At 33.7% G+C, this 13,276-nt stretch carries 13 protein-coding genes; all 13 read right to left on the reverse strand.

What is annotated here, in order from left to right; translation table 11 throughout:
• Positions 1-2,094 (reverse strand): hybrid sensor histidine kinase/response regulator, encoded by a 2,094-nt coding sequence (locus FHQ18_RS11125; RefSeq protein ID WP_149267251.1) that lies wholly within the window; start codon positions 2,092-2,094, stop codon positions 1-3.
• 9 nt (positions 2,095-2,103) lie between these two features.
• On the reverse strand, positions 2,104-2,739 hold the full coding sequence (locus FHQ18_RS11130) for a protein phosphatase CheZ (protein ID WP_149267252.1): 636 nt from the start codon (positions 2,737-2,739) through the stop codon (positions 2,104-2,106).
• A gap of 1 nt (position 2,740) precedes the next feature.
• Positions 2,741-3,118: a response regulator gene (locus FHQ18_RS11135; protein WP_149267253.1), complete on the reverse strand. Its 378-nt coding sequence runs from the start codon at positions 3,116-3,118 to the stop codon at positions 2,741-2,743.
• 72 nt (positions 3,119-3,190) lie between these two features.
• Positions 3,191-4,066: a flagellar motor switch protein FliN gene (gene fliN / locus FHQ18_RS11140; RefSeq protein WP_149267254.1), complete on the reverse strand. Its 876-nt coding sequence runs from the start codon at positions 4,064-4,066 to the stop codon at positions 3,191-3,193.
• On the reverse strand, positions 4,063-5,067 hold the full coding sequence (fliM, locus tag FHQ18_RS11145; protein ID WP_149267255.1) for a flagellar motor switch protein FliM: 1,005 nt from the start codon (positions 5,065-5,067) through the stop codon (positions 4,063-4,065). Before fliM ends, fliN begins: the two co-directional genes overlap by 4 nt.
• Positions 5,068-5,084: 17 nt before the next feature.
• Positions 5,085-6,164 (reverse strand): protein-glutamate methylesterase/protein-glutamine glutaminase, encoded by a 1,080-nt coding sequence (locus FHQ18_RS11150; protein ID WP_149267256.1) that lies wholly within the window; start codon positions 6,162-6,164, stop codon positions 5,085-5,087.
• Positions 6,157-6,885, reverse strand: coding sequence for a sigma-70 family RNA polymerase sigma factor (locus FHQ18_RS11155; RefSeq protein ID WP_149267257.1), 729 nt, complete (start codon positions 6,883-6,885; stop codon positions 6,157-6,159). The genes FHQ18_RS11150 and FHQ18_RS11155 overlap by 8 nt, the downstream gene beginning before the upstream one ends.
• A complete protein-coding gene (locus FHQ18_RS11160; protein ID WP_149267258.1) occupies positions 6,882-7,088 on the reverse strand; it encodes a hypothetical protein in 207 nt (68 codons plus the stop codon). The genes FHQ18_RS11155 and FHQ18_RS11160 overlap by 4 nt, the downstream gene beginning before the upstream one ends.
• A gap of 1 nt (position 7,089) precedes the next feature.
• The gene (locus tag FHQ18_RS11165) at positions 7,090-7,941 is read right to left on the reverse strand and encodes a MinD/ParA family protein (RefSeq protein ID WP_149267259.1); all 852 of its coding nucleotides are present in this window, start codon (positions 7,939-7,941) and stop codon (positions 7,090-7,092) included.
• Positions 7,929-9,092 (reverse strand): flagellar biosynthesis GTPase FlhF, encoded by a 1,164-nt coding sequence (gene flhF / locus FHQ18_RS11170; RefSeq protein WP_149267260.1) that lies wholly within the window; start codon positions 9,090-9,092, stop codon positions 7,929-7,931. Before flhF ends, FHQ18_RS11165 begins: the two co-directional genes overlap by 13 nt.
• Positions 9,092-11,167, reverse strand: a complete 2,076-nt coding sequence (gene flhA / locus FHQ18_RS11175; protein ID WP_149267261.1) for a flagellar biosynthesis protein FlhA — start codon at positions 11,165-11,167, stop codon at positions 9,092-9,094. The genes flhF and flhA overlap by 1 nt, the downstream gene beginning before the upstream one ends.
• Before the next feature lie 12 nt (positions 11,168-11,179).
• Complete coding sequence (flhB, locus tag FHQ18_RS11180; protein WP_149267262.1) at positions 11,180-12,253, reverse strand: flagellar biosynthesis protein FlhB; 1,074 nt, start codon at positions 12,251-12,253, stop codon at positions 11,180-11,182.
• Positions 12,253-13,038, reverse strand: coding sequence for a flagellar biosynthetic protein FliR (fliR, locus tag FHQ18_RS11185; RefSeq protein WP_149267263.1), 786 nt, complete (start codon positions 13,036-13,038; stop codon positions 12,253-12,255). Before fliR ends, flhB begins: the two co-directional genes overlap by 1 nt.
• Positions 13,039-13,276: the final 238 nt, after the last annotated feature.

The following is a 13,276-nucleotide window of genomic DNA, read 5'->3' on the forward strand; positions in this document are numbered from 1 at the left end:
CTATTTTTTATAAATTGAATTAAGTTCATTTATCTTATTTAAAATGTCATCCAAACCTACAGGTTTTGTTAGAAACGCGTCTATACCGTATGCAGAAAACTTTTTACTATCGTTAACTTCCCCTCTCGATGAAATTGCCAAAATAGGTCCATTATATCCAGCTTCTCTTAAAGACCTTGACAGCTCAAATCCGTCCATTCCTGGCATAAAAATATCAGTTATTATCATATCCACGTCAAAATTTTTAATTGCAGCTATAGCATCTTTACCATTTGTAATTTCTATCACATCTATCCAACCTGTACCACTCAATAACCTTTTCATAATTTTTCTATCAGTGGCAGAATCATCAACAAGCATAAGTCTTAATCTTTTTTCATTTACAGATTCTGTCGTAACACTTTTACTTTTCTTTTTTCTTGGAATTCTTGGCATCTTTGATGCGATATCCATTATCCCTGCGACATCAAGTATCAGCCGTACGGTACCATCACCCATTATAGTAGCACCTGCTATTCCTACAGTTCCACCCAAATATTCACCCAATGACTTGATTACAATTTCTTCCTGTCCTATAAGTCTATCAACCACAAATCCCACACGTTTTTCAGCCAATGCTACCACTACTACATACATTTCATTGCTGAAAGTGGGCTCTAACTCAAAAACTTCATTAATCCTTACCAAAGATAATACGGATTCTCTTAATTTTAAGACTTCTCTTCCTTCAAAATTATGTATTTCATTTTCATCAATCTTTACAGTTTCAATCACAGATACAATGGGAACTGCAAAAACCTCACCAGACACTTCCACCAAAAGTGCCTGTATTATCGCTAGAGTTAGAGGTAATTTCATCCTAAAGGTAGTTCCTTTATCAATTTCTGACTCAATTTGTATAATACCATTCAGCTTTTCAATATTAGTCTTAACCACGTCCATTCCTACACCACGGCCAGAAACTCCAGTAACCTTTTCTGAAGTGGAAAAACCTGGTTTAAAAATAAGTCCAAAAGCTTCTTCTTTACTTAATGTTTTAGCTTCCTCTGGCGTAATAACCCCTTTTTCAATGGCTTTCTTCTTGAGTTTTTCAGGATCCATCCCCCTTCCATCATCACGTATCTCTATAACAATATGATTACCTTCGTGATATGCTGTAAGATAAACTGTCCCTTTTTCTGGTTTACCCTTTTTCAATCTCTCCTCAGGTGGCTCAATACCATGATCAACAGCATTTCTCAGCATATGAATTAAAGGATCACCTATCTCTTCCACTACCGATTTATCAAGCTCTGTATCCTCTCCCGAAATAATTAAATCTATCTCTTTGTTAAGCTCTCTGCATAAATCTCTAACCATTCTCGGGAACTTATTGAATACCTTTCCAATGGGGACCATCCTTGTTTTCATTACGGCCAATTGTAATTCTGTTGTAATAAGACCAAGATGTGAAGTGGTCTCAATGAGTTGCTCTACCAAAAAGTCGCCATCAAATTTTTTTTCAAATTCTGCTGATATCTGAGCAATTCTGTTTCTACTTAAAACAAGTTCACCCACAAGATTCATCAATGTATCAAGTCTGTTTACATCTACTCTGATTGTTTGCTCTATAGCCTTTGTTATTTTACTTATCTGTGAAGGCTCATTTTTCTTTGCAGTCTTTGATTTTTCTGCTTTTTGAACATCCTTCTGGGGTTCTTTCTTTAATGCCTTACCTTCATTTACCAATTTTAATTTTTTTACAATTTCTGTTGTATCTGTAGAATCAGTACCATTCTTTATATCCTCGACAATTCTTTTCACACAATCAACAAATTCCAAAAGAACATCCATCACCTCTGTAGTAACTACCATATCCCCTTTACGTAACTTATTTAATATCTCTTCTGCTACATGGGTAACTTCTGTTAATTTATCGAAACCTAAAAAAGATGATGATCCTTTGATTGTATGAGCAGCACGAAAAATTTTATTTAATAAATCCAAATCATCCTTTCTTTGCTCAAGTTCCACAAGATCTTGATCAAGCTGTTCTATAAGTTCTTCTGTCTCAATTAAAAAATCCTGTATTAAATCACTCATTTCATTATTCATTATAATCTCCTAAAGACCAAATTCTTCAAGTAATTTATCTACTAATTCTTGGTCCTCTAACACCTCTTTCTTTTCTTTCACTTCACTCAGTTTTTCTGGATCAAGTTTATTACTTTTTAACCCAAGCTTGATTATCAAATCCGCAATTCTATTTTCTATCTCATTCAAAATCATCATAAGTTTATCAATTTTTTGCTTGGTTATATCTTGAAACTCTAAAGCAGCTATCATATCAAAGCAGATATCCTCCCCTTCCATAACCGAATCTTTGATCCCATTTAAATAAATTTTTGCCCTATCAAAATCTCCATTTTTAATTGCTTCTTTCAACCCTTTTAAACTTTCTTTAATAGAATCTATATTAAAGTTAATTTTATCAATCTCACTTAAAATTGATTCAGTAGCATTTTTCATATCATTGATTATTTCACGCAAGATCTTCTCAAATAAAGGTAAATCCTCGTAAGCATCAGAAAAAGCATCATCTACTATTTTAAGCTTTTTCAAAGCTTCATTAAAATACTGAGCAATTTGAAATAATTCGCTCTCTGGTTTAATATTAATCTCTATTAAATCGTAATCCCCACTATTAATCTTTTTTGCAATATCAATTAATTCATTTAAATCGTTTAAATATTCACTCATTTTAATATCCAAGCAGTTTAAATACCTTCTCCTTTAACGTATCTGGTGTAAAAGGTTTAACCACATAATTGTTTACACCACTTTTTAATGCTATCAAGATATCTTCCTTAGCTGCTTCTGTAGTAACCATTAAAATAGGTATTTCATCATACTCTCTATTCGCTCTAACTGTCTTAACAAAAGTTAACCCATCCATTTCAGGCATATTCCAATCAGTTATGATAAGGTCTACTTTGTTTTTTGATAAAACTTCCAATGCCTCAACACCATTAGATGCTTCTAACACATTTGAAAACCCTATTTTATGTAGTGTATTCTTTATAATTCTTCGCATTGTTGATGAATCATCAACAGTTATAATAACGTCATCGTAAGCCATTAAAGCCTCCTAAAACTGTATTTAAAAATTAAATACATCTTAACTTAAGTTTATTCAAGATTTTTCAATAAATTAATCTTTTAATTTTTTTATCCGTTCAGCTCTACTAACAATCTCTTGAATTCTCAGGCCAAAATACCCGTCTACCACAACCACTTCTCCTCTTGCAATAACCTTATTATTCACCAATAGCTCTACTGGTTCATCGGCGTATTCCTCTAACTCTATAATTTTACCTGGCCCAAGCTCCAAAATATCTTTTAAATACATTTTTGTAGAACCAATTTTAACAGAAACAGGTATTTCCACATCAAGCAAAAGATCTATATTACCCCCAATTTCAATTTCCCCCTCCTCACCTAAAGTACCTGTAAAATCACCAAAATCAGGTGAAATATCATCTGCCTCATCTTTAAGGCTTACCATATTATTAAACTTAGCATCTACAAAAAATATATATTTTGAATCAATCTTATCAGCTTTAAGGTCAAATGTGATCCCAGAAATCTCATCCTCAAAATCTGGTTTCTCATATGTAACATCAACCACAGAAAAATTAAATTTTTTACCAACATAACCAGATAAAGGAACATTCAACGATGATATAATTTGATTTGTCAATTCCTTAGCAGCATCTCTTGTCTCATCATCAAGCTCATCTTTCGATTCTCCTTCCCCCATCATCATATAATCAACTAATGCTGTTATATCTTTCAAATTAAAAATAAATCCACAAAATAAGTTATTTTCACTATCTTCACCCCTTATAAAAATAGGGTTTTCTATATCTCCGATAATATCATCAAAGTAGCCTGTATAAAACTCTTCCACCTGCAAATTTACATCTTGATTTATCACAGTCTGTAAAGAACTTGAAAAATGCTCTTTAATTAAACTTACTACTTCCTTTAGTTTTGGCATTTCATCTAAATTAATTATATTTTTCACGAACCTACCCCAACTTTATTTTCTTCAATGATTCTTTTAAGTTTAACTCCTTTTTTAACACCTGAAATACCTAGTTCAACCTCGTACTTCCTCAAGTTATTAACATATAATATCGCAGGCAAAGATGCTTTATTATTTAAAATTACAGTATCTCCCGCTTTTAATGATAAAATCTCATTTACTGTCAAAACGTTTTCACCCAATATTGCATGAATATTTACTAAAATATCTTCCAATAATTGGTATATCTGTTCTTCATAATTTCCAAACTTACCTTTCTTACCACCTATTATCCAATCCTGTGAACTAATCTTCCCTAAAATTGGTTCCAAAGTTATTGCAGGAAAACAAAGATTTATTAAACCAGATGCTTCTCCAAACTTTAATTCAAACACAATTAAAACCACAACTTCATTTTGAGCAACAATTTGTATAACTTGAGGACTATTTTCACTAACTTCCTTTTTAAATTTCACATTAGGAATAACTTGTCTCCAAACATCTTCTAGCTCTTTAAGGAGAAGATTAATTACTCCATCTAATAGCTTTTGTTCCAAATCGGTTAATTCACGCAATTTGTATAACGGCTGGCCCGTTCCACCCAACAACTTGTCAACAATAGGAAAAACTATAGAAGGATTAATCTCCAAAACTACATTTCCTTCCAGTGGAATCATGCTTACCACATTAAAACTTGTGGGATCAGGAAGAGACATCAAAAATTCACCATATGTCATCTGATCCACACTAACCAGATTTATATCTGTAATCGCTCTTAAAACATTAGACAACGCTGAGCTGAAATTTCTAGCAAATTTATCATGCAAGTTCCTGATAGAACGAAGTTGTTCTTTAGAAACCCTATCAGGTCTTCTAAAATCGTATACCGATACTTTCTTAGGAACAAACTCTAAAGTATCAACCTTCTTTTCATCCAGCCCTTCTTCAGCTACTGTAGATAAAAGAGCATCAATTTCTTCTTGACTTAAGATATCAGCCATATTCTATCCATTTTTTTTTATTTACAATAATATTCAATTCTTTCAGCAATCTTATCTAAAGGAACCACTTCATCAGCTATTTTTGCTTCTACCACAGCCCGTGGCATCCCGTATACCACACAAGTTTCATCATTCTGCGCAATTACAATACCACCTTTCTGCTTCAACTTTTTCAACCCTTCTTTTCCATCAGACCCCATACCAGTCATAATCACCCCAAGGCCATTACCACCTATACACTCAACAGCAGAACTCACCATCACATCAACATTTGGTATATGTAGCACATTCTTAGGTTCTTCTGTAACTTCTGTATAATAATTCGTCCCAATTTTACGAACCTTTAGGTGAAATCCACCCTTTGCAATATAAACCACATTTGGCTCAATTTTTTCTTTTCCTTGAGCTTCTATCACAGTCAATTTGCTCAAAGAATCAAGTCTGTTAGCCAAAGACTTTGTAAAATTTGGTGGCATATGTTGAACAACTAATATTGGTTTGTTTATATCTGGACTTATCTGTGGTATAACACGCTGCAATGATTGAGGACCACCTGTCGATGTCCCTATCAAAACCATATTAATAGGAACTTTTTTTACAGGTCTACTTACAGGTTGAGTTTGTACAGGTTTAACCTCTGTATGCTCTCTTTTGAAAGTAACAGCTTGAGCTCTATGAGGAAAAATTCCAGTTATTCTTTTCCTTGCAAAATGCTTTATTTTTTCAATTAAATCTCTCTCTATTTTCATTACCGTCAAAGTAGCAAAAGATTTATCTTTCGGAATAAAATCAACCGCACCTAATTCCAATGCTTTAAGAGTAGCCTCTGCCCCCTCAGTTGTTAACGAACTCACCATTATTACCGGTCTGGGAAACTTTTTCATTATTATTTCTAAAGCTTCAAGCCCGTTCATAACAGGCATTTCTATATCAAGAGTAACAATATCTGGATTTAATGACTCAACTAACTCAATAGCTTCCTTACCATTTCTAGCAAAACCTACCACATCGATTTCAGGGTCTTTTCTTAACATTGTTTCTATAGCTTTTCTCATAAAAGCTGAGTCATCTACAATCAACACCTTTATCTTATTCATAATATTTCCTTAACCTCCTCTTAAGCTTATCCACTACACTGTTATGAATCTGACACACTCTCGATTCTGAAATACCTAAAACTTCCCCAATCTCCTTCATAGTTAATTCTTCATAATAATAAAGTGTAATAACAAGCCTCTCTTTCTCTTTTAAACTTTCAATTTCTCTTGCTAATATATTTATTAATTCACGTTTTTCTATATTTTCTTCCGGAGTTAAAATATCACTCTTAATAAAATCAACTAATGAGCTATTTTCATCATCTCCCACAACTGTATCAAGACTTGTCTTATCAGAGTTTTCAATCAGCTCTAGCAGCTTATTAACCTCGTCTTCTTCCATGTTGTATTCTTTTACCATTTCTTCAACCGTTGGTTTCCTTCCCAATTTTGTTGATAATTTTGCAATTTTCTCTTCCAAATCTTTGACCTTGCTACGCATTCCTCTCGAAAGGTGATCCAAACTTCTAAGGCAATCTAAAATTGCACCTTTTATTCTTCGCTCAGCATACGCTTTAAAATCAACACCTTTCGATTTGTCATATCTATTTAATGCTTCCACAAAGCCATAACATGCCGCAGAATAAATTTCGTCCACATCAACACTATCCGGTAGAGTATTTACAGCTCTAATAACCCATGATTTTATTTTAGGGATAAATTCGTTAATCAATTCTTCTTGATTTAAGTAATTGTTGTTTAATTTGTAGTAACTACTCATATTATTTTTCTGTAATTATTAAACATTTCCTCAATGTATCGAAAGAAATATTTTGCTATATTGTATATTACTATAAAAATTAACAAATCTCTAAAAAAAACCGAGCAACTTACTTCGTCCAAATGTATCACTTTATAAGTAAAAGATATTATAAACACTAAAGATGCAATGAGCAATGCCACATGTCCATAAATTCCTCTCATATCAGCCTCTCATAACAAAGAATTCTTCCATATTGATACTTCTGTTTTTATCATTAAATATCAAAACATTATCAGCAATCTTGTTCAAATCTTTGGCATATTCGCTCATCGGAAAAACTTCTGACAGAATTTTTTGCTTTGTTACTGCTTTTACAAGTTTTTCATCCCTTCTTATAAATCCTAATAATTTAACATCTTTTTTTAAAAAATTTATAATAACCTTTTTTAAATTCTCATAAACCGTTTCAGCTTGATCTTTCCCTTTGACCATATTTATAACAAAATATGGAGTAATAGCTTTATTTTTATTATGGACAACCTTAATCAATGCATAAGCATCAGTTATTGCTGTGGGTTCTGGAAGTGTTATAACTATAAAAAGATCAGAAAAAAGAACAAACCTGAGAACATTCTCAGCAATTCCAGCAGCTGTATCAAAAATTATATAATCATAGCTTTTATCAAGCATCACAAACATATCCAAAATCTTTTCAAAAGTTTCCATTTCAAAGTGTGCCAACTCCATAAAACCACTTGAAGCAGGAAATACGTCAATCCCTTTTACATTCTTTATTATTATCTCATCCACTTTTGCATTATTCAAAATAAAATCCTTAACTGTTTTCATTGGTGCAATATTTAAAATTACATCCACATTAGCAAGTCCCAAGTCAGCATCAAAGAGAAGAACTTTTTTCCCTCTCCTTACAAGCTGATAGGCAAGATTTACCGCAAAATTTGTTTTTCCTACACCACCCTTGCCACTTGAAACAGATATATAAATAGACTTTCTATTCTTAGCCCAAGCCATTTTTCTTAAAAGGCCTGCCTGATCAGTCACTACTCTCTCCACATCCTCTGAATTTCGTTTAACAACTTTATAGCAATCTTCCTGCCATCTGGTATCTCTAAATCTTCAGGTACATTTTGCCCTGTGGAAAGCAGTAACAGCGGTACCTTTTTAATAATAGGAACATTAATCAATGGTCCAAAATGCCTGGTTTCATCAAGTTTTGTAAATATTAAATATTCTGGATGCAACATTTTATATCTGTCAAAGGTGTCATACATCTCAGCATGATTTGAACTCATAGATAACACTAAAACCGTTGTAATTAATGGGCTTGCATCTAAAAAAGTAGCTAATTCTTTGATTTGTGCATCATCATATTGACTTCTCCCCATAGAGTCCACAAAGATGTATTCAAAATCTTTAAGCTCAGCAATATGAGACTTTAATTCTTCAGGCGTTGATGCAACCTTTAATGGTATATTGACAATTTCTGCATATGTTCTGAGTTGCTCTACAGCACCAATCCTGAAAGTATCAATGGTAATCAGTGCAACTTTTTTTTGGAATTTAAGGCTCAAATTTGCAGCAATCTTTGCAATAGTAGTTGTTTTGCCAACACCTGTTGGCCCCACCATTGCTACAATCTTTTGCTTAAGTGATGTAAAATAATCTTTTTCAACAGGAATAAGATCTCCCAATAATTGTACGACAATTTTTTTTATCTGAGCCTTACTAAAATCTGCAGATATTCTTTTCTCTATTTTTTTCAAAAATTTATATGCAATAATATCATCAACACCATTTTTTACCATAACACTGTAAAAAGAACCTAATCTTTCAGGCAGGTCAATGCCACTAAATTCTGTTTTACTCTGATTTTTCATCTCTGCTAGTTGTCTTTTAATTTCACTTATTTCTTTTAAAACTACTTCAAACTTATCAAGTCCAAGTCTATTTATGAGCTCTTCAATATCAATATCAGTTTTTTTACTTTCTACAGTATTATCAGTTAGTTTCTCTTTTTTACTTTTAACCTCTGGTTCATAATCAATAGCAGCAGTCACCTCAATTATTGGCCTTGAAAAGAGGCCAAAACTTCCATTTTTAACAATCTTTTTGGTGGATAAAATAACTGCATCAGGCCCTAAATCTTTTTTTATTAATTCGATAGCTTCTCGCATATCATAAACTTCATATTTTTTTATCTTCATCACTTAATCTCCACTGTTCCCAATGACTCAATTTGAACATTCTCAGAAATCTCATTATGAGAAATAACATAAAGATTTGGTACAAATTTTTCCACAAATCTTCTAAAAGGAAACCTTATAGGTGGTGATATTACCAAAACAGGATTAAATCCTTGTTCAGTTATCTCTTTTGTTTTATTTATAAGCTGTTGTAACAGTTTCTGTGCAGTAGTTGGCTCCATCACCACTTCCCTTCCATCATCTCCCTGCTGAATATTCTGAGCGATCATCTGCTCAATTTGAGGTGCTAAGGTAAAAACATACAGCCTACCATCCGGCGCTAAAAGACTTTCTGTAATTTGCCTTTTCAACGCAGTTCTAACCTTCTCCGTAAGATACTCAATATCTTTGTTTTGTGTCCCATAAGATGCAAGTGTCTCCAAAATAGTAGGCAAATTTCTAATAGAAACTCTCTCTTTTAATAAATTCTGTAAAACCCTTTGAACCAGACCAATATCTAAAATATTAGGTATCAAATCCTCAACAAGCTTAGGATACTTTTCTTTTAACCTATCAATCAACTCCTGAGTTTCCTGTCTTCCAAGCAATTCATAGGCATATGTCTTAATTATCTCTGTTAAATGGGTAGATATTACCGTAGATGGATCTACTACCGTCATCCCCTCAAGCTCAGCTTTCTCCTTCTCAATCTCATCCACCCATTTCGCATCTAGATTAAAAGCTGGTTCTTTTGTAGGTATACCATCAATATTTTCAAGATCTCCTTCGGGGTTCATAACCAAGTATTTATCTGGATATACTGTACCAGATGCTACCTTTACCCCTTTTATAAAAACCAAATACGAATTTGGATCAATCTGTAAATTATCTCTAATTCTAATTGGCGGAACAATAAATCCCATTTCCATTGCAATTTGCCTGCGTATCGATTTAATCCTGTTTAAAAGAGTCCCACCTCTATTTGTATCAACAAGAGGAATCAGATTAAAACCTATCTCAAGCTCCATCAAATCAATATCAAGAAGCTCTTTAACCATCTCTTCTTCTGGCGTTTCTTCAGCTTCTTCCTCTTCTTTCTCTTCAGCCTCAGCAGAAACACCCTCCTTTACATTCCTCATCATATAACCCATACCAAAAAGAAGAATAGCAAGTAATATAAAAGAGACCTTAGGCATCCCAGGAATTATTGCAAAGAAGAAAAGTATTCCACCCGCAACAAATAAAATTTTTGAACTTTGAAACAACTGACTTATCAACTGTCTCCCTAAATCAGCTTCTCCTCCTGCTCTTGTCACCACAATACCAGCAGCAGTGGAAACTATCAGCGCTGGAATCTGACTCACAAGCCCATCCCCAACTGTCAAAATGGTAAATCTTTTTGCTGCATCACTTATCGTCATACCATGCTGAGCCACACCAATAATAAGACCACCTACAATATTAATTGCAGTGATAATTAATCCAGCAACCGCATCTCCCCGCACAAACTTGCTGGCACCATCCATAGCTCCGTAAAAGTCAGCCTGTCTCTGTATCTCTTCCCTACGCTTTCTAGCAGTCTGCTCATCAATCAAGCCTGCATTCAAATCAGCATCAATGCTCATTTGCTTACCTGGCATTGCATCAAGAGTAAATCTGGCAGCAACTTCTGCAACCCTTCCAGAACCCTTTGTAATAACTACAAAATTTATAATTACAAGAATTAAAAATATTATAAAACCCACTACAAAGTTGCCACCAACAACAAATTGACCAAAAGCTTTAATCACAGCTCCAGCAGCCTCTTCCCCTTCACTACCATGGAGTAAGATTCTTCTTGTTGTGGCTACATTTAGCGAAAGCCTAAAAAGTGTTACAATTAGTAATACGGAAGGGAACGTAGAAAACTCAAGAGGCTCTTTTATGTAAACCGAAACAAGTAATATTATCACTGCCAATGTAATACTCAGTGTTAGAAAAAAATCTAAAAGAAGTGCAGGCATTGGTAAAATCATAACAATCAAAATGCCTACAATAGCAAGAGCTATAAGCATCTCTGATTGTTTAAAATATTTCATAATCATATTTTCAGCCATTTAATTACACACCTACTGATTGGAAATTTTCTTATTTTTCATTTTATATACAAAGGCAAGTATTTCAGCAACAGCTTTATAAAGATTTTCAGGAATTTCATCACCTATATCCACCTGAGAATAAAGGGACCTTGCAAGAGGTGGATCCTCATGAATAAACACACCATGGTTTTTGGCAATCTCTTTAATTCGTTGAGCAATAAGCCGTTGCCCCTTTGCCACTACCTTTGGGGCTTTATCCTTCCCCGTTTCATACTTTAATGCAACAGCATAATGAATAGGATTGGTAATTACAACATCAGCCTTTGGTACCTCTTCCATCATCCTTTTTCTAGCCATTTCACGCTGCATATTACGAATCCTCTGTCTGATTAAAGGATCCCCTTCCATTTGCTTAAATTCCTCTTTTACTTCCTGTTTTGTCATTTTTAAATCCTGCTCATACTGCCACTTTTGATAGAAAAAATCTAAAATAGCCATTATTAAAATCAACAAACCTATTTTAAAACACAACTCAAAAATCAACTTACCTAAAAAAGCCATACTGGAAAAAGGATCCGTATCAGCAAGATTGAGGATAGTAACCATCCTCCCTTTTATGATGTAAAATGCCACTATCCCCACTACAAAAATCTTAAATAAAGATTTTAGAAGCTCTGCAAAACTTCTTTTCGAAAACAGGTTTGAAAAACCGTTTACCGGATTTAGCCTATCCCATTTTGGCTCCAATGCTTTAGGTGATATAATAAATCCAAATTGTGCAATATTAACCAAAACCCCCACCACAAGCATCAGTGCAAAAAATGGTGCAAGAACTCTCAGTATAAACTGAATGCTAAAATCAAATACCTGTATAGCAATCTCTTTATCAATACCAGGCCTCGAAAAATTCAAAACATGATTAAGAAACTTTTCAAAATTTTCTATAAAAACTGGTGTGTAAAAATACAAAAAAAGAACACTCACCAAAAAAGTTACTGCCGTAGATAGTTCTCTACTTTTAGGAACATTACCTTCCTCAATGGCCTTTTGCCTTCTTCGCGGCGTAGCCTCTTCAGTTCTTTCAGCATCACTTCTTTCCGGCATCAGCCACCCAGCATTCTAAAAAGTTGATCAATACTTTTAAAGTATTGATATAATATTTTCTCAAAGACTGTATAGAAATATGTTAGGCTTAACAAAAGAACAACTAACCCAAAGGCTATCTGAACAGGAAACCCCACAATCAATATATTCATCTGTGGTACAAGACGAGCCATTATACCCATAACCACATGTAACAGCAAAAGAGTCACAAATACAGGAGCAATAATCTTAATGGCTGTTAAAAATATAGAACCAAACTCACTTACGAGAAAAAAGTAACTTTTACTATCAAATACAAACAATCCTAATGGAACAGTATTAAAAGAATAAGCAACTGCTTTTATAATCAGTCTGTGCCCTCCAATTGCTAAAAAAATCAAAATCATAATGATATTCTGAAACTGAGCAATGATGGAAACTTGTGTATTTGTTTGAGGGTCAAGAATATTTACTACACCAAACCCCATTTGAAACCCTATAAGCTGCCCTCCAAACTGAACTCCCGTAAAGATAAATCTTGCAAGCAATCCTGTTGCAACCCCTATCAATAACTCTTTTAAAACAATTAAAATAAACAACACAGTTGAGACATTTTGAAAAGAAAGTATCGGAACATTACTAACAATTAGCAATCCAATTATAATAGAAAAAAAGAGGCGTAAACGTAAATCTACTACACCACTACCAAATACAGGTGCAGTAAACAAAATACCACTTATCCTTATAATTACTAAAAAAAAAGTTATTAAGTAATCAACATTCAACAAACTCTCAATAGAACCCATTACACCTCACATTCTAACAAATCCATCCCACTCTACTCTCACACAATAATTTCTCCTCCCTCTCAACTTGCCACCTAACCTAGAACATTGAACCTTGAACTTCCTATTTCCTTTATTCCTAACCCTGGCGTCACCCCATTTTTTACAAAATCTCGTTTATATATGCTAGAGTTAAAATATCTTCCGGGTTTAAATCCCCAAAAATGAGCCATAGACGGCGGTTTTAGAGGGATTTACC

The sequence above is a fragment of the Deferribacter autotrophicus genome, from assembly GCF_008362905.1.
GTDB lineage: Bacteria > Chrysiogenota > Deferribacteres > Deferribacterales > Deferribacteraceae > Deferribacter > Deferribacter autotrophicus.

Excerpts from the sequence above, each read along its gene's own strand:
- FHQ18_RS11125 (WP_149267251.1), bottom strand. The coding sequence starts at position 2,094 with ATGAATAATGAAATGAGTGATTTAATACAGGATTTTTTAATTGAGACA.
- FHQ18_RS11130 (WP_149267252.1), bottom strand. The coding sequence starts at position 2,739 with ATGAGTGAATATTTAAACGATTTAAATGAATTAATTGATATTGCAAAA.
- FHQ18_RS11135 (WP_149267253.1), bottom strand. The coding sequence starts at position 3,118 with ATGGCTTACGATGACGTTATTATAACTGTTGATGATTCATCAACAATG.
- fliM (WP_149267255.1), bottom strand. The coding sequence starts at position 5,067 with ATGGCTGATATCTTAAGTCAAGAAGAAATTGATGCTCTTTTATCTACA.
- FHQ18_RS11150 (WP_149267256.1), bottom strand. The coding sequence starts at position 6,164 with ATGAATAAGATAAAGGTGTTGATTGTAGATGACTCAGCTTTTATGAGA.
- FHQ18_RS11155 (WP_149267257.1), bottom strand. The coding sequence starts at position 6,885 with ATGAGTAGTTACTACAAATTAAACAACAATTACTTAAATCAAGAAGAA.
- FHQ18_RS11160 (WP_149267258.1), bottom strand. The coding sequence starts at position 7,088 with ATGAGAGGAATTTATGGACATGTGGCATTGCTCATTGCATCTTTAGTG.
- flhF (WP_149267260.1), bottom strand. The coding sequence starts at position 9,092 with ATGAAGATAAAAAAATATGAAGTTTATGATATGCGAGAAGCTATCGAA.
- flhA (WP_149267261.1), bottom strand. The coding sequence starts at position 11,167 with ATGGCTGAAAATATGATTATGAAATATTTTAAACAATCAGAGATGCTT.
- flhB (WP_149267262.1), bottom strand. The coding sequence starts at position 12,253 with ATGCCGGAAAGAAGTGATGCTGAAAGAACTGAAGAGGCTACGCCGCGA.
- fliR (WP_149267263.1), bottom strand. The coding sequence starts at position 13,038 with ATGGGTTCTATTGAGAGTTTGTTGAATGTTGATTACTTAATAACTTTT.